Annotated in this window: 14 protein-coding genes; 10 read left to right on the top strand and 4 right to left on the bottom strand. The window is 71.5% G+C overall.

All coding sequences use genetic code 11. The annotated features are described in order from the left end of the window. Position 1: 1 nt before the first annotated feature. The 3 genes from J8N05_RS33485 to gabT all read right to left on the bottom strand — a co-directional run bounded on the left by J8N05_RS33485 (position 2) and on the right by gabT (position 5,038). Positions 2–2,458 carry an McrB family protein gene (locus J8N05_RS33485; RefSeq protein WP_247706609.1) on the bottom strand — a complete coding sequence of 819 codons (2,457 nt, stop codon included), beginning with the start codon at positions 2,456–2,458 and terminating at the stop codon, positions 2–4. Between the two features lie 33 nt (positions 2,459–2,491). Beyond that, positions 2,492–3,175: a phosphatase PAP2 family protein gene (locus J8N05_RS33480; RefSeq protein WP_210889410.1), complete on the bottom strand. Its 684-nt coding sequence runs from the start codon at positions 3,173–3,175 to the stop codon at positions 2,492–2,494. A gap of 528 nt (positions 3,176–3,703) precedes the next feature. Beyond that, entirely contained in the window at positions 3,704–5,038 is a 1,335-nt protein-coding gene (gene gabT, locus J8N05_RS33475) for a 4-aminobutyrate--2-oxoglutarate transaminase (protein WP_210889407.1), read from the bottom strand. 265 nt (positions 5,039–5,303) lie between these two features. Between gabT and J8N05_RS33470 the strand changes: the two genes are divergently transcribed. The 4 genes from J8N05_RS33470 (at position 5,304) to rpmF (ending at position 11,622) form a co-directional block, all read left to right on the top strand. After that, complete coding sequence (locus tag J8N05_RS33470) at positions 5,304–7,427, top strand: ATP-binding protein (RefSeq protein ID WP_210890550.1); 2,124 nt, start codon at positions 5,304–5,306, stop codon at positions 7,425–7,427. A 230-nt stretch (positions 7,428–7,657) separates the two neighbouring features. Further along, positions 7,658–9,403: a PucR family transcriptional regulator gene (locus tag J8N05_RS33465; RefSeq protein WP_210889406.1), complete on the top strand. Its 1,746-nt coding sequence runs from the start codon at positions 7,658–7,660 to the stop codon at positions 9,401–9,403. A 545-nt stretch (positions 9,404–9,948) separates the two neighbouring features. After that, positions 9,949–11,394, top strand: a complete 1,446-nt coding sequence (locus J8N05_RS33460) for an aldehyde dehydrogenase family protein (protein WP_210889403.1) — start codon at positions 9,949–9,951, stop codon at positions 11,392–11,394. 57 nt (positions 11,395–11,451) lie between these two features. Further along, a complete protein-coding gene (gene rpmF, locus J8N05_RS33455) occupies positions 11,452–11,622 on the top strand; it encodes a 50S ribosomal protein L32 (RefSeq protein ID WP_189775373.1) in 171 nt (56 codons plus the stop codon). Positions 11,623–11,741: 119 nt separating this feature from the next. Here rpmF and J8N05_RS33450 read toward each other — a convergent pair whose 3' ends face one another. After that, the gene (locus J8N05_RS33450; RefSeq protein ID WP_210889402.1) at positions 11,742–14,663 is read right to left on the bottom strand and encodes a glycoside hydrolase family 3 C-terminal domain-containing protein; all 2,922 of its coding nucleotides are present in this window, start codon (positions 14,661–14,663) and stop codon (positions 11,742–11,744) included. Positions 14,664–15,131: 468 nt separating this feature from the next. Here J8N05_RS33450 and J8N05_RS33445 point away from each other — a divergent pair, with 468 nt between their 5' ends. The 6 genes from J8N05_RS33445 (at position 15,132) to J8N05_RS33420 (ending at position 23,983) form a co-directional block, all read left to right on the top strand. Beyond that, positions 15,132–16,814: an extracellular solute-binding protein gene (locus J8N05_RS33445; protein WP_210889400.1), complete on the top strand. Its 1,683-nt coding sequence runs from the start codon at positions 15,132–15,134 to the stop codon at positions 16,812–16,814. 4 nt (positions 16,815–16,818) lie between these two features. Next, positions 16,819–17,883, top strand: coding sequence for an ABC transporter permease (locus tag J8N05_RS33440; protein WP_210889398.1), 1,065 nt, complete (start codon positions 16,819–16,821; stop codon positions 17,881–17,883). Beyond that, complete coding sequence (locus J8N05_RS33435; protein WP_210889396.1) at positions 17,880–18,848, top strand: carbohydrate ABC transporter permease; 969 nt, start codon at positions 17,880–17,882, stop codon at positions 18,846–18,848. Before J8N05_RS33440 ends, J8N05_RS33435 begins: the two co-directional genes overlap by 4 nt. A 121-nt stretch (positions 18,849–18,969) precedes the next feature. Beyond that, the gene (locus J8N05_RS33430) at positions 18,970–20,967 is read left to right on the top strand and encodes a beta-galactosidase (RefSeq protein ID WP_210889394.1); all 1,998 of its coding nucleotides are present in this window, start codon (positions 18,970–18,972) and stop codon (positions 20,965–20,967) included. After that, positions 20,964–23,264, top strand: coding sequence for a glycosyl hydrolase family 95 catalytic domain-containing protein (locus tag J8N05_RS33425; protein WP_210889392.1), 2,301 nt, complete (start codon positions 20,964–20,966; stop codon positions 23,262–23,264). The genes J8N05_RS33430 and J8N05_RS33425 overlap by 4 nt, the downstream gene beginning before the upstream one ends. Next, positions 23,246–23,983, top strand: a complete 738-nt coding sequence (locus tag J8N05_RS33420) for a glycoside hydrolase family 12 protein (RefSeq protein ID WP_210889390.1) — start codon at positions 23,246–23,248, stop codon at positions 23,981–23,983. The genes J8N05_RS33425 and J8N05_RS33420 overlap by 19 nt, the downstream gene beginning before the upstream one ends. The last annotated feature ends 15 nt before the right edge of the window (positions 23,984–23,998 follow it).

Raw genomic sequence — 23,998 nt, 5'->3', positions numbered from 1 at the left:
ACTACTGCGCCGCCCCGCCCTTGAGCTGCAGCTCGGTGTACAGCGCGGTTGTCAGCCCCTCGTCGCTGAGGTCGCGCAGCGCGTGCGTCTCGGGATCGACCAGCGCCTCACCGAGGAACGCGGCAAGCAACGAGTAGTCGTCGTACGCGTACTCCTGGAGCAGCGGCATGATCTCGCCGCGGACGATCGCGGCCAACTCGGCGGCCGAGTCCACCGGAGCGCCGTTCGGGAGGAGGAACGCCTGACCGATCTGCTTCTCCCGGTCGAGGTGGGCGCGGATGCGCTGGTTGAGCGAGTCCAGCAGGTCCGCGAGATGCAGCTGCTCCACATGGCAGCCCTGCAAGGGTGAGGAATCGGGCAGCAGTTCGAGGAAGGCGAAACGTCGGCGGATCGCCGCGTCGAGCATCCGCACGGAACGGTCGGCCGTGTTCATCGTGCCGATCAGGTACACGTTGTCCGGCACCCTGAACTGTGTCTGGCTGAGAGGCAGCAGGACCGGGTGGCCCCGCTTGTCCTTTTCCAGCAGGGTGATCAGTTCGCCGAAGATCTTGGGCAGATTGCCGCGGTTCAGCTCGTCGACGACGACCAGGTACGGGTGACTCGGGTCGTCGGCGGCCGTCGCGCAGACCCGCTTGAAGACGCCGTCGGTCAGGTCCAGCAGGAGGCCGCCCGGGCCGCCCTTCACCGGGCGGAACCCCTCGACGAAGTCCTCGTACCCGTAACTGGGATGGAAAGTGACCGTGGTCAGCCGCCCTGCCGCGGTCAGCGCGTCGAGCGTCCGGCCGAAGGCGGGGGTACCCGGTTCCGCGTACGGATCCACGCCGGGCAGCTCGCCCGCCAGCTCGCCCAGCCAGCGGGCGGCGAACCGCAGGGCCGTGTACGTCTTGCCGGTGCCCGGAGGCCCGAACAGGACCGCCTGACCGCGCCGTTGCAGAGCGTCGGCAAGGGGCCGCAGATCGGCGTCGAGCGGCTGGGCGGCCACGGTGCTCGCCGCGGACGGAGTCTCGGTGGGCTGCCCCGTCCGCCGGATCCTTGCCCACAGCTGAGCGGACACGTCCTTGACCGTGACGGTGGCCCAGGATCGTTCGGGCTCCTCCAGCCGTCCGGCGTGGGTTTCGTCCCACTCCACCTCGACCGTATGCCGGAAGGCGGCGCGGTCCTCCCGCCACACGTAGCCGTCGCCCTTCACCCGGCCGATGCCGAGGATCTCGCTCGTCCCCCGGTTGGCGACCACGAGGTCACCGGGACACAGACTCAGCAGCTTCCACACCTCGTTGGCCTTCGCCGTGATCTTGGGCTTGTGGCCGTTGTACTCGTCGGCGTAGGCGCGGGCGAAGGCGGCCAGGAACTCGTCCTTGTCCGCGTACGAGCGCAGATCGGGTGCGCCGTCCCAGCCCACCGCGATGAAACCGCCCGCTCGGCACTCCTCCCACAGAGACCCGCCCTCACCGGCCGCGATCTTCACTATCTGCTGCGTCCGGTTGGGATCGGCCCACCAGTACAGGAACTCCGCCACCAGGTCGTACGACCAGCCCGCGAACCGCTCGTCGACGACCTCCTTCAGGCGCGCCCGCAGCGCGAACCGTTCCAGTCCGGACGCAGGCTGCCCGGTCAGCCGCTGGATGAAGTGCCGCGCGTGATCGGTGCCGTAGATCGGTACCGATCCTTCCGGCACGTACACCCGCAGCGTCTTGGAGATGAGGGCGGGCCCCGAACGGATCGCGTCGATCGAGTCGAGGTCCGCGAGGCGGCCCTCGCGTGCCGCGGTCACAGCGGAGACGATCCCGGCACGTACGGCGTGCCACGCCTCCTGCTCGTCCGCGTAGCGCGCGTCGTGCCACCAGGAGCCGTCCTGGCTACGGGCGTACACGAGGTGTTTCATCGAGGAGCCACCGGCGATGCTGCCCAGCGCCTGGCTGCCGAACTCCAGCACGTAGCAGTACGGCTGCGTCTTCGCGCTGTCACCCTGGCCCAGGGCGTACCGTTCCAGGGGCAGCGTGGGCCAGTCCTCCCACGGAAACGCCCGGCGGACCTCCTCGGCGGCCTCCTCCATCTCGCGCAGAATCGGTGCGAACCGATTGCGGTCGAACGCCTTGACCGCCTCGTCGAGCGGCCAGGGCCGCAGCGTCGAGGCCTGGGTGGCCGAGATGGGGCTCAGCACGCAACTGCACGGACCGACGAGCGGACGGCCCGAGCCGTTCAGCAGGTCGATGGAACGGGCGAACCGCGCACGCCCCGCGGTGTCGTCGGACGGAGCGGAGTCGATCAGCCGGCGCCACAGCAGCCGCTCCGGGTCGGGGAAGCGGCCCAGGGTGTGCGAGTCACTCAGATGGAGACAGGCCGGATCGTGGTGGATCATCCGGCCGTGCGTCGGGAGGATCACCTCTCCCGGCGACGGGGTGAGCGCGTAGTCGCGGCGTTCATAGGTGACTGCCACCTGATCCGGCTCGTCCGCCATGGTGCTCCCCCTTGCCCGCCGGTCGTCGACGGGCTACTGCCTCGCCGACCCTCGACCGTATCGCGCGATGGTCGACACCATGAGCTGAAGCAGGATCAGGGACAGGAACCAGCTCCCCACCACGTCCAGCGGCCAGTGGTAGCCGCGGCGGACCAGGCCGAAGCTCACGGCTGCCACCAGGAGCAGGCAGGCGATGGTGAGTTCGCGGCGGAGGTAGCGGTTGCGGAGCCAGGGGAGCAGGAGGAGGACGGCGGCTCCGTAGGCGACGGCCGCCGTGGCGGTGTGGCCCGAGGGGTAGTAGCCGTCGCCCGCCATGCCGGGCGGGCCGGTGCGGCCGACGGCCTCCTTCAGGGGGACGACCAGGAGCGGTACGGCGGCCATGGTCATGAGGGCCGCGAGCGGGCGCAGCCACCAGCGGGGGAGGGCCGCGCGCCGGGCCCGCCAGGCGACGTACGCGGCGACCGCGGCCAGGACCGGGACGGCGACCGCGATGTTGCCGAGATCTGCGAGGAACTCGGCGGCCCCCGTCGGCAGGCGGCTCCCCTCGACCGTCCGCGCGAGCCGTTCGTCGGCCCGGCGCACCGCCCCGTCGACGGAGACCTGCCAGGTGAGCAGACCGAAGAGGAGAAGAAGACCGAACGAAGCAAGGACCCGTGCACGACCCCCCGCATCGGGTGAGCTTTCACCACGGCGGACGCTTTCGGGGTCACTGATCATGCGGTACAGCGTGCCAGCAGCACGGGGCGGGCCCCGTCAGGGGCGCGGGGAACTGCGCGGCCAGCCACGACGGACCCGCAGCCGAAATCACAACCCCCCGGCGGAAGCCGTCCCATGGCGCGGGCCGGCCGGTCGCGGGCCGGGCCGCGAACAGACCCCGGATACGCCGAAAGGCTTGCACCAGGGGGGGTAGGTGCAAGCCCTTCGGTGGTTCTGACCGGGTTGTCGCGCGCCCCGGGGGGTTTGGGGCGAGCGACTGTCCGATCGGTGAGGAGACCCGGAGCACAAGGCACCGGTTGTGTGCGCGAAGGCACGACCAGGGCGAAGCTGGGGAGGCCCCGTCCTGATGTCGCCCACAGTCCCCTGTGGGCGGGGTGCATCTCTCATCTGCCTAGAACCTACGACAGCGAAAGGGCGTCCGACAGACGGATTCCGTTCCCGCCATGCACCTCGCACACCTTCTTCACACGCCCCGCTCCTGTGACAGGACGGGCGGCCCCGGCGGCCGACCGATGAGTCCGGCCCCGCTCAGATGCGGGCGAAAGCCTGCTCGATGATGTCCAGTCCCTCGCTCAGCAGGTCCTCGCCGATGACCAGCGGAGGCAGGAAGCGCAGCACGTTCCCGTAGGTGCCACAGGTCAGGACCAGCAGGCCCTCCTGGTGGCAGGCCTTGGCGAGCGCGGCGGTCGCCTCCGCGTTCGGCTCCTTCGTCGTACGGTCCTTGACCAGCTCGATCGCGATCATCGCGCCCCGCCCGCGGACGTCGCCGATGATGTCGAACTTCTCGGCCATCGCGCCCAGCCGGGCCTTCATGACGGCCTCGATGTTCTTCGCCTTCGCGTTGAGGTCCAGCTCCTTCATCGTCTCGATGGAGCCGAGCGCGCCGGCGCAGGCGACCGGGTTGCCGCCGTAGGTGCCGCCCAGACCGCCCGCGTGCGCGGCGTCCATGATCTCGGCGCGGCCCGTCACGGCGGCCAGCGGCAGACCGCCCGCGATGCCCTTGGCGGTGGTGATCAGGTCCGGGACGATCCCCTCGTCCTCGCACGCGAACCACTGGCCCGTACGGCAGAACCCGGACTGGATCTCGTCGGCGACGAAGACGATGCCGTTGTCGGTCGCGAACTTGCTCAGGGCCGGCAGGAAGCCCTTCGCGGGCTCGATGAAGCCGCCCTCGCCGAGCACCGGCTCGATGATGATCGCGGCCACGTTGTCCGGACCGACCTGCTTGGTGATCTCGTCGATGGCCTGCGCGGCGGCCTCGGCGCCCGCGTTGTCCGGACCGGTCGGCCAGCGGTAGCCGTACGCCACCGGCACGCGGTAGACCTCGGGCGCGAACGGCCCGAACCCGTGCTTGTACGGCATGTTCTTCGCGGTCAGCGCCATCGTGAGGTTGGTGCGCCCGTGGTAGCCGTGGTCGAAGACGACTACCGCCTGCCGCTTCGTGTAGGCGCGGGCGATCTTGACGGCGTTCTCGACGGCCTCGGCGCCGCTGTTGAACAGGGCGCTCTTCTTGGCGTGGTCCCCGGGCGTCAGCTCGGCGAGCGCCTCGGCGACGGCCACGTAACCCTCGTACGGCGTGACCATGAAACAGGTGTGGGTGAAGTCCTGGAGCTGGGCGGCGGCCCGGCGTACGACGGCCTCGGCGGAGGCGCCCACGGACGTCACGGCGATACCGGAACCGAAGTCGATCAGCCGGTTCCCGTCGACGTCCTCCAGGATGCCGCCGCCGGCGCGCGCGGTGAAGACGGGCAGCACGGACCCCACACCGGCCGCGACCGCGGCGCTGCGGCGCTCCTGCAGCTCCTGCGACTTCGGGCCGGGAATGGCGGTGACGATGCGGCGCTCCTGCGGAACTGCGCTCATGAGGGGCTCCCTGGGGTCGTGCGACGGGCTGACGGGTTTCCTTCTCCGCAGGCTAGGGCCGGGTGCGGGGGGTGGGCATGCTCCATCTGGGCGGTGTCGGAGAAGCCGCTTGTCCGTGTTGGACATGGCGCGGCCGGGGAACGTCCAAGGGGGCGGGGTGCGTCTCGTCGCACACCCGGCCGGGTAAGCGGTGAACTCCCCTTGTGAGGGCGTTAGATTGACTCGCAACCACGTACGGAGCGGCTGGTCAGGGGTGGCAGAGGCGATGGACAGCGACGGCACGCACGACGCACGGGGCACACACGCCGATCGTGTGCCGCGGCCGGCCGGACCGCCCCGGGTACCGCCGCGGCCCACGCAGGCACCCGGCGGGCCGCCGCGCCCGGACGGATCCGCCTTCCTCAGCTGGCTGCGCACGCCCCGGCCCGAGGCCGCACCGGGCGTATGGCGGTTCGGGCACCGGCCGCGGCCGGAGGTGGAGCCGGAGCAGATCCCCGCCCGGCAGCTGCTCAGCGGCGCCTTCATCGCGTTCCTCGTCGGCTACCTGATCTGGTCGCTGCTGTGGAACGGCTACCTCGGCGGCTGGTGGCTGCTGCCGCTGTACGCGATGATCCCGGACTCCTGGGCCCAGCCCCACAGCTTCGGATCCGTCGTGGTCGTCTACGCCTACTACGTGGCCGTGGCGCTCGGCATCATGATCGGCGTCGGCCGGCTCGGCCGGTGGGGCGAGGTCTGGCGCCGGTACGGGCCCCCCGCCTGGCGCCGGGCCGCACCCGTCGACGACCGGCCGCCGGTACCGGAGGAGGACCCCGCGCAGTGGAACGCCCTGCGCGCCGCAGGAGCCGCCGACGCCGCCGACCGGCTCGGCTCCGACGCGCGGGCCGGGCTGATGCGCGACGTCGACCACGCCCGGATCACCCGCGCCTGGCAGGGCGTGCGCAGCGGACGCCACAGCCTCGCCACCTTCACCGGCGCCGTGCTGCGCGAGGGCGCCGCCGCCTGTCTGCACCCCTCCGGCGAGCGGGACCTGCCGGGCCGGCTCGCCCAGCACGACCTCGTCACGGGGCAGGTGCGCCTCGGCACGACCGCCGACGACGCCCGCAATCCGTACGCCTACCGCGGCACCGGGATGGCGCTCGGGCCCGAGCTGCTGGGGACCTCGCTGCTCGCCGTCGGGCCCGCCGGGTCCGGGAAGACCGGCGGGGTCGTCTGGCCGCTCGTCGAGTCGCTGTGCCTGCACGCGCTCGCCGGGCGCGCGGCCGTGGTCGTCGTCGGGGCCGCGGGCGCGGGCCTCGGCCCGGTGGACGCGTACGACGTCGTGGTGCGGGTCGGCAACCCCGAGTCCGTGTACGACCTCGACCTGTACGGCGGCACCACCGACCCGGACGAGGCCGCGGCCGTGCTCGCCGAGGCGCTCGTCGGCGATCTGGCAGACCCGCACCCCAGCGGGGACAGCCGGCGGTCCACCACCGTGCTCGCCCAGCTGCTCGGGCCGTACCGGGCCGTCCACGGACGCTTCCCCTCCGTGCCCGAGCTGCGGCAGCTCCTCGACGGCGCCCCCGGCCCGCTGGGCGCGCTCCGCAAGGCGCTCACCGACGGCGGCCAGGAGTCCCTGCTGAGGGAACTCGACGCACGGGAGCGGCAGTTGGGGCAGCCCGGCGATGTGGGCGGCGTGCTCGCGGACCGGGTGGCGCTGCTGGACCGGCCCGCCTTCGCCGGTTTCTTCGACACCTCCGGACAGACCCGGCCCTTCTCGCTGCGCGCGCTCGACCATCCCGTACGCGTACGGATCGACCTGCCCCAGCGCGGGCACGCGGACGCCTCACGGATCCTGTCGCGGCTCGTGCTCGCCCAGTTCGCGGCCAGTGTCGCGGTCCGCGAGGACCGCTCCCTGTTCGCCTGCCTGGTGCTCGACGACGCCACCGGGGTCGTCACCCCCGAGGCCGTACGGGGGATCCAGCGGCTGCGGTCCGCCAACGCCGGGGTCGTGATGACCCTGCGCACGCTCGACGACGCGCCCCGCCCGCTGCGCTCGCCCCTGCTCGGCGCGATCGGGTGCCGGGTGGCCCTGTCCGGGCTCACCCCGTGGGACGGGCAGGACTTCGCGGAGGTCTGGGGCAAGGAGTGGATCGAGGCACGGGACGTCACCGACCGGCAGATCATCGCGGAGACACCGGCCGGGAAGGCCGTCCACATGCTGCGCCGGGTGATCACCGGGAACGCGCCCACCGCCCGGGCCGTGACCGTGCGCCAGGTCGAACGGGAACGGTGGTCGGCGTCCGAACTGGCGCACGCGGTGCCACCGGGGCACGCGGTGCTCTCGCTCACCAGCGTGCGCGGGGACCACGCGCCCCCGCTCCTGGTGGATCTGCGCAACCCGGGCGCCTGAGCGGCGGTACGCAGGGGGCCGGTGGGGCTCCTGGGGGGTGTGCGCGGGCGCATCCGGCAGGACGTCTGGACATATGGTCACGGGTCGACCGTACGGTGAGGCAGAATCGGCAGAGGTCGTTCATACATGGCGGCCAAAGATCACCTCGTCATCACCTCGTCATCACTTCGTCCGTGATCGTCGAAGAACCTCCGTGACCGTCGAAGAACCCGTGAAGACCTGAAGGTCCCATGCCACCCACGCTCGCCTCGCTCGTCCACCACTCGGCGCTCAAGCTCACCGTGCGCGCGGGCAGGGAACGGCTGGACACCCCCGTGCGCTGGGTGCACGCCAGCGAGCTCACCGACCCCGTGCCCTACATGGAGGGCGGGGAGCTCCTCCTCATCACGGCGCTCAAGCTGGACGCCGAGGACGCCGACGCCATGCGCCGGTATGTGAAGCGACTGGTCGGCGCCGGGGTGGCCGGGCTCGGCTTCGCCGTCGGCGTGCACTACGAGAAGATCCCCGAGGCGCTGGCCGACGCGGCGGCGGAAGAGGGCCTGCCGCTCCTGGAGGTCCCCCGGCGCACCCCCTTCCTCGCCATCAGCAAGGCCGTCTCCGCGGCCATCGCCGCCGACCAGTACCGGGCGGTGACCGCGGGGTTCGCCGCTCAGCGCGAACTGACCAGACAGGCGCTGAGCGACGGACCCGAAGGACTGCTGTCCGCGCTCGCCTCGCAGGTCGACGGCTGGGCCGCGCTGTACGACGCCTCCGGTGCCGTCGTCGCCACCGCGCCGGAATGGGCGGGCCGCAGGGCCGCCCGGATCACCGCGGACGTGGAGCGGCTGCGCGACCGGCCCGCGCCGGCCAGTTCCGTCGTCGGCGGGGGGACCGAGGACGGCACGGACGGCACGGACGGCGAGGACCGGGTCGAACTGCACTCGCTGGGCACCGGGCGCCGCGCCCGTGGCGCGCTCGCCGTCGGGACCGCGTCCGCGCCGGGCACGGCCGAGCGGTACGCCGTGCACTCCGCGATCGCCCTGCTGACCCTCGTCACGGAACGCTCCCGGTCGCTGTACGGCGCCGAGCAGCGGATCGGCGCCGCCGTGCTGCGCATGCTGCTGGCCGGGCAGTCCGACCACGCCCGCGGGGTGGCCGGGGACCTGTACGGCGGGCTGCTCGACGCGCCCTACCGGATGATGCTCGCCGAGGCCGCGTCCGCGTCCGCCGGGCGGGCGCGGGCCAGGGGCGGTGCCGACGCCGACTCGGACTCGGGCTCGCGCTCCGGCTCAGGCTCCGGCGAGGTCGACGCGGACGGTGTCGAGGCCGCCTCGGTCGTGCTCGCCGAGGCCGGGGGCGATCTGGTGGGCGGGTTCGTCGAGGTCGCGGAGGCCGCGGCCGCCCGGTCCGGGGAGGCCGTGCTGGTCGTGCCCGACGGGGAGCGGCGGCTCGTGGTGCTCGCGGCGGACGGGGGTGCGGTGGTCACCGCCTGTACGCGGTACGCGCACACCGTCGGTATCGCGCGGAGCGGTTCCGAGCAGGGGACCGACGAGGACGAACTGGTCGTGGGCGTGTCCGCGCCCGCCGGTCCGGTCGCCGCCGGGGCCGCCTACAAGCAGGCCGAGCAGGCGCTGTCGGTTGCGCGACGGCGTGGGCGGGTGCTGGTGGAGCACGAAGAGGTGGCTACGGGGTCCGTGGTGCCGTTGCTTGCGGACGACGCGGTGCGGGCGTTCGCGGACGGGCTGCTGCGGGCGCTGCACGAGCACGACGCGACCGGGCGGGGGGATCTGGTCGCCTCGCTGCGGGCGTGGCTGTCGCGACACGGGCAGTGGGACGCGGCCGCGGCGGATCTGGGGGTGCATCGGCACACGTTGCGGTACCGGATGCGGCGGGTCGAGGAGATCCTCGGGCGGTCCCTGGACGATCCGGATGTGCGGATGGAGTTGTGGCTGGCACTGAAGGCGACGGCTGCCGTGTCGGCGTCCGCGGGGGAGTAGGCCGGCTTCGGCCGGGGCTGTCGATGGGTGCGGGTGGGCGGGGGCTGGGGCTTTTGCGCAGTTCCCCGCGCCCCTAAAAGATCGCGCAGTTCCCCGCGCCCCCTGAAGGCGCCCCCAGGTGCGCGGGGGAACGGCGCGCTACCCCCCCACCGACCCGCGGTCGACGATCCGCCCGAGCTCCCGCCCCCTTAGGGGCGCGGGGAACGGCGCGCTCAACCCCCACCGACCTCCGCCCGACGAACGACCCAAGCCCCCTCCCCCTGGGGGCGCGGGGAACTGCGCGCTCAGCCCCCACCGACCTCCGGCCGACGTACCACCCAAGCCCCCGCCCCCCAGGGGCGCGGGGAACGGCGCAATCTTTGAGCTGCAGGACGGTGGGGGCTGGTCGCGCAGTTCCCCGCGCCCCTGAATGGCAGACCCCCTTGACGAAGTGGAGCCATACCCGCAGGGAGTGCTCCGTCGTGGACAAGTGGGTCGCGACGCCGGCAGGCCTACCGTGGGGGCGTCCAGTAGTTGACCTACTTCATGGAAGGGGCGGGGACCTGATGACTTCCACCCATGCCTTCTGGCTCGCCGGCCGCCAGGCCACCGGTGAGGCCACCTTCGACGTCACCTCGCCCTGGGACGGGCGCCTCGTCGGCAAGGTCGGCGTGCCGAGTGACGCGCAGGTCGAGGAGGCCGTCGCCGCCGCCCACGCCGTGCGCGACGAGTTCGCCGCCACCCCGGCCCACGTACGGGCCGCCGCCCTCGACCACGTGAGCAAGCGCCTCGTGGAGCGGACCGAGGAGATCGCCCGGCTCATCTCCGCCGAGAACGGCAAGCCGCTCAAGTGGGCCCGCGGCGAGGTCGGCCGGGCGGTGTCCGTGTTCCGGTTCGCGGCCGAGGAGGCCCGCCGGTTCAACGGCGGCGAGGCCCAGCGGCTCGACACCGACCTCGGCGGCCAGGGCCGGCTCGCCCTCACCCGGCGCTTCCCGAAGGGCGTCGTGCTCGGCATCGCGCCCTTCAACTTCCCGCTCAACCTGTGCGCCCACAAGATCGCCCCGGCCATCGCGGCGGGCGCGCCCATCATCCTGAAGCCCGCCCCCGCGACCCCGCTGAGCGGTCTGGTCATCGGCGAGCTGCTGGCCGAGACGGACCTCCCGGCCGGCTCCTGGTCCGTGCTGCCCGTGGCCAACGACAAGATGCCCGCGCTGGTGCAGGACGAGCGGCTGCCCGTCATCTCCTTCACCGGGTCCGACAAGGTCGGTTACGCGATCATGGACTCCGTACCGCGCAAGCACCTCACCCTGGAGCTGGGCGGCAACGGCGCGGCCGTCGTGCTCGCCGACTGGGCGAGCGACCAGGACCTGGACCGGGCCGCCACCCGCATCGCGACCTTCAGCAACTACCAGGGCGGCCAGTCCTGCATCTCCGTGCAGCGCGTCGTCGCGGACGCGTCGGTGTACGACCGGCTGCTGCCCCGGATCGTCGCCGCGGTCGAGGCTCAGGTGACCGGCGACCCCTCCGACGACGCGACCGATGTCGGCCCGCTGGTCAGCGAGGACGCCGCGAAGCGCGTCGAGTCGTGGGTCGACGAGGCCGTCGCGGCCGGTGCCGAACTGCTCGCCGGCGGCAAGCGGGACGGCGCCTCGTACGCGCCGACCGTGCTGGCGGGCGTACCGGCCGATGTGACGATCTCCTGCGAGGAGGTCTTCGGGCCCGTCCTCACCGTGCAGAAGGTGGACGGCGAGGCCGCGGCCTTCGACGCCGTCAACGCGTCCAAGTACGGGCTCCAGGCCGGGGTGTTCACCCATGACCTGCAGACCGCCTTCCGGGCCCACCGGGCGCTGGAGGTGGGCGGTGTGGTGATCGGCGACGTGCCCTCCTACCGCGCCGACCAGATGCCGTACGGCGGGGTCAAGGAGTCCGGTGTCGGGCGCGAGGGCGTGCGGTTCGCCATGGACGACTACACCTACGAGCGCGTCCTGGTCCTCACGGGGCTCGCTCTCTGAGACCGGGCACCGGGACCCTATGGCTAGTGACAATCGTTTTCATGTAGTGTGCCGGGCATGGCAGTCCCGAAGCGCAAGATGTCCCGTTCCAACACCCGGCACCGCAGGTCCCAGTGGAAGGCGGCGACGCCCGATCTCGTCCCCTTCCACGTCGACGGGCGCGAGTACGCCGTGCCCCGCCGACTGATCCGCGCCTACGAGCGCGGGCTCATCAAGCCCGAGGGGTGAACCAGCCCGAAGGGTGATCCAGCCCGGGGGTGACCCCCCTCACCCCCGGGCGAAGGGGCCCGGCACCGCTGCCTTCCGGGCCGGGCCCCTTCTCTGTGCCGTCGGTGATCTCCGGGCCCTCAGCCGGAGAAGCCGACGTGCGCGAGCCGCAGTGGGCCGCGCAGTTCGATCCGCAGGTCGTGGACCCCGGACGCGGCGAACGGACTGGTGACGCAGGTGTGGGCGTACGGACCCGTCGTGGGCGCGATGTCCAGGTGGGCGATCGCCGGGCTGTCGTCCAGGGCCAGTTCGAGGGTGCCCTCGCCCGACACCTCGACCGTGACCGACCGGGCGCCCGGACCGAAGTCGCAGGCCCGGTAGACCAGTTCGGCGGTGTGACCGCCGGCCGGGTCCGGGGTCGGGTCCAGGCCGGCCGGGGTCACCGCGTCGCCCGACAGCTTCGTACGGTCGACGATCTCCGCGCCCCGCTGCTCGTCGAAGTCGGCCGAGCGCAGGCCGCGTTCGAGGACCGGGCGCGGGGCGGGAGGCGTACCGGCCGGGTCGATCGTCGCGCTCAGGCGGATGTCCTCGGCGGACGCGCCCGCGAGGAGTTCGTACCCGCCGGGTTCCAGCCGCCGGCCGCCGTGTGCGACGTCCCAGAACTCCAAGGCGGAGAGCGGGAGTTCGAAGGACAGTTCCGTGGCGGCGCCCGGGGGAAGGTGGACGCGGCGGTGCGCCAGCAGTTCGCGGCGGGGGCGTGGCACCGAGGGTGAGACGGGGCGGCCGTAGAGCTGGGCCACCTCGTCGGCCGCCGTGTCGCCGGTGTTGGTGACCGTGAAGGTGACCCGCGCGGACTCCTCGTCGGCCCGCGCCGCCAGGTCCGCGTACGCGAACGACGCGTACGACAGGCCGTGGCCGAACGGGAAGAGCGGGGTCCCCTCGAAGTACAGATACGTCTGGCGTCCGCCGATCACGTCGTAGTCGAGGAGGCCGGGCAGATCCGCGTCCGAGGCGTACCAGGTCTGGGGCAGCCGGCCCGCCGGGGAGACGTCCCCCGCCAGCACACGGGCCAGCGCGGCGCCGGCCGCCTGGCCGCCGTGGGCCGTCCACAGGACGGCGGGCAGGTCGGTGGGGTCGAACGCGTAGGGGTACGAGGACGTGACGACCAGGACCGTGCGCGGGTTCGCGGCCCGTGCCGCGTCCAGAAGCCGTCGCTGGTGGGCCGGGAGGGCGAGGGTCGTGCGGTCCTCCGTCTCGCGCCCGTTGATGTGCGGGTCGTTGCCCACGACCACGACGACGACGTCGGCGCAGGCCGCCGCGTGCGCCACCGCGTCCTCGCCGCGCTCGGTGAACTCCAGCTCCAGGACCGTCGGATTCTCGTCGGCAACCTTTACGCCGTCGGCGGTCACAGAGACGTAGCGACCCGTGCCGACGTGCTGGAGGAGGTGCCCGTTCCCGTGCCCGTTCCCGTGCCCGCCCTCTCGGGAGCCCCGGGGTTCCAGCCGGAACGTCTCCTGCACGACCCAGCCGCCCGGCTGGTCCGCCGAGGCGCGCACGAAACCGTCCTCGGCGACCGAGAGGTACCGGCCGTCGGGAGCGCGGAGCGTCAGGACGCCCTCGCCCCAGTCGATCAGCGCCAGCTCGGTGCCCACGCCGTCGGCGGTGAGCGGCGGCAGATCGGTGCGGCCCGCGAGAAGGGCCGGATCCAGCGCGCCCTCGGCCCCGCGGACCTCCTCGCCCGCGTCGTCCGCCCGCGGCACGCTCAGGTACGTCCCGTCGGCGGTCCTCAGACGTACGCGGTCCACGCCCTCGGCGAAGTCCACCCGGTCGGCGCCGAAGCGGTCGTACAGGCCCTCCAGCGGTGTGGACCGGTGGATGAGGGTGCCGCTGTACCAGTCGAGCTTGCACTCGTCCGCGAGGAGCCCGACCACCGCGATGCGCGGGCTCTCCCCGGCCGGGGTGCCCTCCCCGGCGACGGTGACGGTGAGGGGGAGCAGGCCGCCGTCGTTCTTGAGCAGGACGATCGCCTGTTCCGCCGCCTCCCGGGCGAGGGCCCGGTGCGCGGGGGTGTCGAAGTCCTTGGCGTCCGCGTACGGGTCCAGCAGCGGGTCGAACTCGCCCAGCCGGAAGCGGACCGACAGCTGGCGGCGGACCGCCGCGTCGATGTCGGCCTCGGTCAACAGGCCCTGCTCCAGGGCCCCGTGGACCCGTTCGACGATCTTCGAGCTGTCCGTGCCGTGGTCCGTGAAACTGTCGACGCCGGCGAGCAGCGCCGCGGCCGTCGCCTGCTCGTGCGTGTCGAAGTAGTGCTCCGAGTCGACCAGGTTCGAGGGCGCGCCCGCGTCCGAGCAGACCAGCAGGTCCTGGTCCGTCCAGGCGCGCAACTGCTCCGCCAGATACGGCGACACATGGTTGGGGCGGCCGTTGACCAGGTTGTACGCGGGCATCACCCCGGCCACCGCGCCCGCCTCGACCGTGTCGCGGAAGGCCCGCAGATCGTACTCGTGCAGCACACGGGGGCGTACCGAACTCGACGCGGTGGCCCGGTCCGTCTCGTTGTTGTGCGCGAGCCAGTGCTTGAGGACCGGGGCCGTGCGCCAGTAGGCGGGATGGTCGCCGCGCAGCCCGCGGGTGTACGCGGTGGCGATCGCCGAGGTCAGCCTCGGATCCTCCGAGTAGCCCTCCTCGTTGCGGCCCCACAGGGGGTGGCGCAGCAGATTCACCGTGGGCGCCCAGACGTTGAGGCCGACCCGGTCGTCGCGCGAACGCATCGCGCGGGTCTCGGTGGAGACCGCCTCGCCGATCCGCCGCACCAGATCCTCGTTCCAGGTCGCGCCCAGGCCGACCGCCTGCGGGAACACGGTCGCGGGGCCCATCCAGGCGACCCCGTGCAGCGCCTCCTGGCCGGTGCGGAACGCGGCGATGCCGAGGCGCTCGACCGCGGGCCCGAACTGGTGCAGCATCGCCACCCGTTCCTCGAGGGTGAGCCGCGAGAGAAGATCGTCGATGCGCTTCGCGAACGGCAGCTGCGAGTCGCGGAAAGGCGGCGTTTGTGCAGTCACGCGAGGATCCCTTTACGGAAGACGGGGAGAGCCGATGGCGAGCTTTCGAAGCGCTTCGATGCTGATTCGACGAGTGGTCGGGTGTCAAGACACCCAGACGCAACAACTCCGAATCCTCGCCGCCGTCCATCGCCACCCCAAGGGGCGAAAGCGACCGGTACAGACCTCTCCCGCCCCGGCACACCTCCGAGGAATGTTTGAATCGGCTCTTGTGCACCCCCAGGTGTTCACTTAACCTCGCAGCAACATCGAAGCGCTTCGACTATCGAAGGTGCTGCTCCTGGGCACGCAGACCTGCCCAGACCTCCGAGGTTCGCTTCCGCTCAGCTCGGCCGGTGCGACCTCGGTGCAGCCACTGCGACCTCAGCTCAGCCACCGCAACTCCAGCTCAGCCAGTTCCGCTCAAGACACCGCAGCCGACGGCCACTTGGCCAGGTGTCCTGCTGTGCGCCACGAAGGGTTGACGCAATGACGCCGAACACCTCCGCCCCCGGCCCCGGCCGGAGAAGCTTCCTCGCCTCCACCGCGGTCGCCACCGTCGCGGTGGCCGGCGGGATGCCGCTGCTGGCCGCCTGCGGTGGCTCCGACGGCGGCAAGAAGGAGGGCACGACCTCGGGCAAGGACGCGAAGAAGATCCTCCCCACCTTCGTGGCGCAGAACGTGGTGACGCCGGACATCGCGTCGAAGAACGGGTCCTCGCTGGGCTTCACCAGCAAGCTGGTCACCGCCGACCTGAAGACCTCGGTCTCCGGCAAGCTCGGCAAGGGCAGCACCATCAAGATCATGTCGCCGTTCTGGGGCTCGCCGCCGAAGGGCGACAACCCCTACTACAAGGCGATGAACGAGAAGATCGGCGCGAACGTCGTCTGGCAGAACCAGGACGGCAACACGTACGACGAGAAGCTGGGCGCGGTCCTCGCCTCCAGCGACATGCCGGACGTCGTGGTGATCCCCGGCTGGAACATGGGCGGCAAGATACCCAGTGCCATCATCAGCAAGATGGCCGACCTCGGCCCGTACCTCTCCGGTGACAAGGTCAAGGACTATCCGAACCTCGCCGCCGTCCCGACCGACGCCTGGCAGCGCTCCATCTTCGGCGGCAAGCTGCGCGGCCTGCCGATGCCCAGCTCGTACGTGGCCAACATCGTGCCGTACTACCGCAAGGACATCTTCGACGAGAAGGGCTACGAACTCCCCACCTCGGCGGCCGAGTTCCTGGCCCTGGCGAAGGAGATCACCAGCGCGAAGGCGAAGGTGTGGGCCTGCGACGACATGAAGTGGACGGCGTTCAACAGCTTCGGTGTGCTGTCCGGGAGCGAGAAGCCGCTCGGCTGGAACCTCGTCGACGGCAAGCTGGTCTACCGCGTCGAGACCGACGAATACCTCGAAGCGCTGGAGTGGACGCGCAAGCTGTACTCCGCGGGAGTCGTCCACCCGGACGCCAAGGCGCAGAACCAGGGCGACTCCAGCCTGCGCTTCACGGCCGGCGAAGTCCTCATCTACAACAACGACATCTCGCACTGGTGGGCCAAGACCACCGAACAGGCCGCGCAGAACAAGAAGTTCCGTATCGACGGCATGGACATCTTCGGCCATGACGGCGGGGACCCCACGCTGTGGGCCGTCGCACCCGCCGGCATCTTCGCCTTCGTCAACAAGAAGGCGTCCAAGGCCGTGATCCAGGACGTGCTGGCCGCCGCGAACGTCACCGCCGCCCCGTACGGCACCGAGGAGTACATGCTCACCAACTACGGGGTCGAGGGCACCCACTACACGATCAAGGACGGCACGCCCACCAAGAACGACAAGGGCAACCTGGAAGTCCTGAACGCGTTCGTCATGCTGGCGAGCCCCGCCTCGACGATCGCGCACCCCGACCTGCCGGACATCGCGAAGGCACAGGTCGAATGGCAGCAGCGGATGGGCGCCTTCACCAAGAAGTCCCCCTTCTACGGCCTGCAGATCATCGAGCCGGCCCGGTACACGAACCTCTCCAACGACTTCGAGCAGCTGGAGGACGACATCGTCCGCGGCCGCAAGAAGATCAGCGACATGCAGCAGGCCGTGTCGGACTGGAAGAGCCAGGGCGGCGACAAACTGCGGGACTGGTACGGGAAGCTGCTGGACGACAGCGGATCCGCGCAGGGGTGACCCGGTGGCACACAGCACCGCTCCACGTGACACCGCTCCACGTGACACCACTACGCGCGGCGGCACTCCGGTGGCCGCCGCGTCCCCCGCCCCGGGGGTCACCAGGGCCGAGAAGAGGGCCCTGCGCAAGGCCCTGAACGGCGGCGGCACCTTCAAGGTCCGCTTCCGACGGGACCGCACGCTGGTCCTGATGACCCTGCCGGCCGTCCTGCTCGTCCTGGTCTTCAACTACATACCGATCCTGGGCAACGTCGTCGCCTTCCAGGAGTACGACCCCTACATCAGCGACAACGGCTTCATCGCCGTCTTCCACAGCCCCTGGGTCGGCTTCGAGCAGTTCTCCCGGCTGTTCGAGGACTCGGCGTTCTGGGACGCCGTACAGAACACCCTCGTCCTGTTCGCGCTGCAACTGGTGCTCTTCTTCCCCGTCCCGATCCTGCTCGCGCTGCTCATCAACAGCGTGATCAGGCCCCGGGTACGGGCGGTGTCGCAGGCGATCCTCTATCTGCCGCACTTCTTCTCCTGGGTGCTGGTCATCACCGTCTTCCAGCAGATCTTCGGCGGCGCCGGCATCATCGCGCAGACCCTGCGCCGGCACGGCTACGAGGGCTTCGACCTCATGACCGACCCGGGGATCTTCAAGTTCCTGGTGACGGCGGAAGGGGTGTGGAAGGACGCCGGCTGGGGCGTCATCGTCTTCCTCGCCGCACTGGCCTCCGTCAGCCCGGATCTGTACGAGGCCTCGGCGATGGACGGGGCCGGCCGGTGGCGCCGCATGTGGCACGTCACGCTGCCCGCGCTGCGTCCGGTGATCGCCCTCCTCCTCGTGCTGCGCGTCGGTGACGCGCTCACCGTCGGCTTCGAGCAGATCCTGCTCCAGCGGGACGCCGTGGGACCGGGCGCGGCGGAGGTCCTCGACACCTATGTGTGGTGGAACGGCGTCCGCAACCAGGACTTCAGCTACGCGGCGGCGGCCGGCCTGATCAAGGGCGTGGTCAGTCTCGGACTCGTCCTCGCCGCGAACAAGGTCGCCCATCTCATGGGCGAGCAGGGGGTGTACAAGAAATGAGTGCCGTGACCGAGGGCGCCGTGACCGGGGAACGGCCGGGGGCCGCGGGACCGGAGCGGCCGCCCGGCCGCTGGGCGGCCCCGCCGAGGCCCGTCTGGGAGGAGGAGCCGCGCCGGGCCGGACTCGCGGGCAAGGGCATCGCCCTGGGCCTCGCCTGCCTGGCCGTCCTGTTCCCGCTGTGGATCGTCGTCGTCACCAGCCTGTCCACGAAGCAGACCATCAGCGAGGCCGGCGGGCTGGTGCTGATCCCAAAGGGCGTCACCTTCATCGCCTACCAGGAACTGCTGAGCGGCGGCCAGGTCACCCGCGCCACGGTCGTCAGCCTGGGCGTCACCGTCGTCGGCACGCTGTTCTCGATGACGGTGTCGGTCCTGTGCGCGTACGGGCTCTCGCGCATCGGGTCGCTCGGGCACCGCTGGTTCCTGATGACCCTGCTCGCCACGATGTTCTTCGGCGCCGGGCTCATCCCCACGTATCTGCTGGTGCAGTCGCTGGGGCTGACGGACACGTACCTCGCGCTGATCCTGCCGAGCGCGATCAGCGTCTTCAACATCCTGGTGCTGCGCGCGTTCTTCATGGGCATCTCGCCGGAACTCACCGACAGCGCGCGGATCGACGGGGCGGGGGACTGGCGGATCCTCTGGCAGATCGTGCTCCCGCTCTCCCGGGCCGTCATCGCGGTGATCACGCTGTTCTACGCCGTCGGGTACTGGAGCGCCTGGTTCAACGCGTCGATCTATCTGAGCGATCAGGACATGATGCCGCTGCAGAACGTGATGATCCAGCTCGTGCAGAAGCAGGAACCTCCGGTGGGGCTGGGGCAGGCGATCCGGGCGGGACAGTTGTCCGCGCTTGCCGTGCAGATGGCTGTGATGGTGTTGGCGTTGTTGCCGGTCGCCTTCCTGTCTCCCTTCGTGCAGAAGCACTTCAAGAAGGGGATGTTGACCGGCGCGGTCAAAGGCTGACGGACTGCCCCGCCGGGGGTGTTCGTCGGGTGCCGGTCCGTTGTGGCCGAGCGCGCAGTTCCCCGCGCCCCTTCGGGGGTGCCCCCGGAGGCTTGCCTCTCTCTATCGAACGAGGTGTGTCATGTGCGCGACTAGTTCAAGTGGGCGGGTCGGGCTCGGTGATGCCGTCCGTGGGCGCGTTCTCTTCGGTGGGGACTACAACCCCGAGCAGTGGCCCGAGGAGGTCTGGCACGAGGACGTACGCCTCATGCGGGAAGCCGGGGTCAATTCCGTCACGCTCGGCGTCTTCTCCTGGGCGAAGATCGAACCGCGCCCAGGGGCACGGGAGTTCGGCTGGCTGGACCGGCTCATGGATCTCGTGCACGGACACGGCATCGGGGTCGTCCTCGCCACCCCGACCTCCTCGCCCCCGCCCTGGCTGGGGCGGCTCCACCCGGACACCCTGCCCCGTGACGCGGACGGCCGCACCGAGTGGTGGGGCGGCCGGCAGCACTTCTCGCACTCCAGCGCCACCTACCGCCGTCACGCCGCCGCGATCACCGAGGACCTGGCCGCCCGCTACGGCAGCCACCCCGCCCTCACCATGTGGCACATCAACAACGAGTACTGCACCTACGACTGGGGCGACGAGGCGGCCGGCACGTTCCGCCGCTGGCTCCGGGACAGGTACGGCACGCTCGACGCGCTCAACACGGCCTGGGGGACCGCCTTCTGGAGCCAGGGATACGGCGACTGGGCGGAGGTCCTGCCACCGCGCCGCGCCCACTACCTGAACAACCCCACCCAGGTGCTCGACTTCAAGCGCTACACGTCCGACATGCTCCTGGAGTGTTACGTCGCCGAGCGGGACATCGTCCGCCGGTACTCCCCGGACCTCCCGGTGACCACCAACTTCATGCCGATGTGGGCGGGGCAGGACGCCTGGCGGTGGGCCGAGGAGGAGGACGTCGTCTCCGTCGACCTCTATCCGGACCCACGCGACCCCTTCGGCGCGCAGGAGGGCGCCCTCGTCCAGGACATGACGCGCTCCCAGGCCCGCGGGCCGTGGATGCTGATGGAGCAGGCGGCGGGCTCGGTGAACTGGCGGGGCGTGAACCGTCCCAAGCCGCGCGGCCTCAACCGGCTCTGGTCCCTCCAGGCGGTAGCCCGGGGCGCCGACGCCGTCTGCTACTTCCAGTGGCGGCAGTCCCGCCAGGGCGCGGAGAAGTTCCACTCGGGCATGGTCGGCCACGCCGGGGAGCAGGGCCGCACCTACCAGGAGGTCAAGCAGCTCGGCGCCGAGCTGCGGCGGCTGGGCGCGCAGGTGACGGGCCGCCACTCGGTGTCCCGGGTCGCGATCCTCCACGAGTGGAACGCCTGGTGGGCGGGCGAGCAGGACGGGCGGCCCTCCCGCGAGGTCGAGTACCAGCAGGTCGTGCGGGCCTGGCACCGCGCCCTGTGGGAGGCCCACATCACGACGGACTTCGCGCACCCCGGGCACGACCTGTCCGCATACCCGCTCGTCGTCGTGCCGCAGCTGTACCTCCTCACCGACCCCGCGATCGACAACCTCGTCGCGTACGTACGCGGAGGCGGCACCCTCGTCTGCGGTTTTCTCACCGGGATCGCGGACGAGGACGACCGGGTGCGGACCGGCGGGATGGACGAGCGGCTGCGCGAGCTGTTCGGCATCCGCACCCTGCACGAGTGGTGGCCGCTCGACCCCGGCGAGTACGCCGAGTGCGACGGTCTCCGGGGCATGCTCTGGTCCGAGGAGATCGAGGCCGAGAAGGCCGAGGACGTCGTCGCGCACTCCCGCTACAAGGGCGGCGAACTCGACGGACTGCCCGCCGTGCTGCGCAGGGGCCGCGCCTGGTACGTCTCCACGCTGCCCGAACCCGCCGCGCTGCGCGAGCTGTTGGCGGGCGTGGCCGCCGAAGCGGGGGTGCGGCCGGTGCTCGAAGGACTGCCCGCCCAGGTCGAGGCCGTACGCCGGGGCGACCTGCTCTTCGTCCTCAACCACGGGCGGGAGCCGGTCACCGTGGCGGTGCCGGGGGAGTACCGGGACCTGCTCGGTGAGCGACGGGTCACGGACACCCTCGAACTGGGCCGGTACGGAGCGGCGGTGCTGTCCCCATGACCGCCGGTACGCGGGACACGCCGTCCACCTCGCCGCACGGCACCTGGGAGCCGGCCCCGGCCGCCCGCTGGGAGGACGCCTTCCTGAGCGGCAACGGCCGCCACGGCACCCTTGTGTTCGGTGATCCGAACGACGACCGGGTGATCGTCACCCATCACACCCTCGTCCGGCCCAACGGCGGCGAACACGCCCGTCCTCCGGAGCTGGCGGCCGAACTGCCCGCCATCCAGGACCGGTTGCTCGCGGGAGACCTGACGGCGGCCGAGGAGTTCACGGACGGGCGCCCTCTCCAGTGGGTGCAGCCCTTCCACCCCGCCTTCCAGGTGCGGCTGCGCAGGCCGTCCGCCGACGAGGAGGGCGACTACCGCCGTACGGTCGACTTCACCACGGGGGTCGCCGCATCGTCCTGCGCGAACTGGCGCAGCCGCGTCTTCGTCTCCCGCGCCGACGACGTGATCGTCCAGTACGTGACCTCCCCGGGCCCGGCCCTGGACATCACGCTGGACCACCGGCTCCCCGGCGCCCCCGACACACTGGGCGTCAGCGACGGAGCGGTCCTCACCCCCGAGGGCGCCGTACTCACCCTGAGCGCCCGCTACCCCGGCAGCGACCGCGCGTACACCGGCGTGACGCTGGCCGTGGTCACCGGCGGCCGTACGACGCTGACGGCGCCCGGTATGCGCGTGGCGGGCGCCGGGTCGGTCCTGCTGCTGACCCGGGTGGAGCGGCACACCGGAGAGCTGGACACGGTGGCGCGGACCCTGGAGTTGCGCGCGCTGCTGCCGGACGGCGGCGAGCCGTACGAGGGCCTCCTGAAGCGTCATCTGCGCCTCCACCGCACCGCGTACTCCCGCGTCGCGCTCACCCTCGAAGCCGACGACACCGAACGCGCGCTCCCCGGCTCCGCACTGCTCAAGCGGCCCGCGAGCCCCGCCCTCCTCGAACGGCTCTTCGCGGCCGGCCGCTACCACCTGCTGTCCGCGAGCGGGATGCTCCCGCCGAGGCTCACCGGGCTGTGGACCGGCGACTGGGACACGGCCTGGTCCGGCGCCTTCACCACGGACGCCAATCTGAACCTGCAGACCGCCTCGGCCGTCGCGGGCGCCCTCCCCGAGGTCGTCGAGGCCCATGCCCGTCTCGTCCACGGGCAGCTGCCGCACTGGCGGGACAACGCCCGAGCCGTCTTCGGCACCCGGGGCGTGGTCGCCCCGCCCCACACGGACGGCGAGTCCGGACACACGTACCACTTCAGTCGCGAGTACCCCCTGCACCTGTGGACCGCGGGCGCCGACTGGCTGCTCAAACCGCTCGTCGACCACGACGAGGCCCGCGGGGAGCGGGACCCGCGGCTGGCCGCCGCCCTCGCCGAAGTCGCCCACTTCTACGAGGACTTCCTCACCCGCACCGACGAGCGCGGGCACCTCGTCGTCGTCCCCTCCTACTCGCCCGAGAACCGCCCGTCGAACCCCGATGCGAGCTGGGGTGCGGTCAACGCCGCCATGGACCTCTCCGCGGCCCGCCACGCCCTGCTCACGGCGGCCGCCTACCACCCGGGCCCCGACGCCGACCGGTGGCGTGCTCTCGCCGAGCGGCTGCCCCCGCACCGCGTCAACGACGACGGCGCCCTCGCCGAATGGGCGTGGCCCGGCCTCGACGACACGTACGACCACCGGCACCTCAGCCAGCTGTACGGCGTCTGGCCGCTCGACGAGATCAACCCCTACGACACCCCGGAACTCGCGGCGGCGGCGCATCGCGCGCTCGCACTGCGGGGCGCCGAGAACGACTCCGCGCACGGCCATCTGCACCACGCCCTCGTCGCCGCCCGGCTGCGGGACGGCGAGCGGGTCGCGCACGCGCTCGACCGGGTACTGGCGGGCGACTTCTTCCACGCCTCCCTCATGAGCGCGCACTATCCCCGCCGCGACGTCTACAACGCGGACGCCGCCCACACCCTGCCCGCCCTGATCATCGAGTCGCTGATCCAGTCGACCCCCGACCGGCTCGTCCTCCTGCCCGCGCTGCCCGCTGCCTTCCCGGCGGGCCGACTCCGCGGCGTACGGACGAGGTTCGGCGCCGAGATCGACCTCGACTGGAGTCCGCGGGAGGTCCGGGCGGTGGTCCGGCCCACCCGCACCCACTCCGTCGACCTGAGAACCCCCTCCGGCGCGCGCCGGCTCTCCCTGCGCGCCGGGGAGGACCGCGTCCTCACCCTGGGGCCGCGGCCGACGTACGGCGAAGCCATCCCCCACATCCCCCCACCCATGGAAGGGACACCATGGCACCACGCACGCTGAACACGAGGACGACCAGGAACGTGAACAGGATCGCCAAGGCGCTGCTGGCGCCCGCGCTCGCTCTCGGAGTGACCGTCGGGCTCGCCTCCGCCCCCGCCTCCGCCGCGATCTGGAACTCCTGCGACCAGTGGGGCAACACCAGCCTCAACGGCTACACGCTCTACAACAACATCTGGGGCTCCGGCGCGGGCAGCCAGTGCATCTGGGCCAACTCCGGCACCAACTGGGGAGTCTGGGCCAACCACCCCAACACCGGCGGCATCAAGTCGTACCCCAACTCCAAGAAGGTGATCAACAAGACGATCACCTCGCTCGGCTCGCTCTCCAGCAGCTACAACGTCACGGTCCCGTCGGCCGGCGCGTACAACACCTCGTACGACATCTGGGACACCGACTACGACTACGAGATAATGCTCTGGGTCAATTACAACGGGGCCGTCGGTCCGCTCGGCACCTCGCAGGGCAATGTCACCCTCGGCGGTCACACCTGGTCCGTCTACAAGGGCAGCAACGGGGCCAACGAGGTCTTCTCGTTCCTGCGCACCTCGGACTCGAACTCGGGCAGCGTCAGCATCCTGCCGATCCTCAAGTGGATCAAGGACACCAAGGGCTGGATGGGCAACGAGACCATCGGTGACGTCCAGTTCGGCTTCGAGGTCACGTCCTCGTCCGGCGGCCTGGACTTCGTCACCAACAACCTGACGGTCAGCAGCAGCTGACCGCCAGGTGCGACG

The sequence above is a fragment of the Streptomyces liliiviolaceus genome (assembly GCF_018070025.1).
GTDB classification, from domain to species: Bacteria; Actinomycetota; Actinomycetes; order Streptomycetales; family Streptomycetaceae; genus Streptomyces; species Streptomyces liliiviolaceus.
This window is presented reverse-complemented; position numbering and strand designations above follow the sequence as displayed.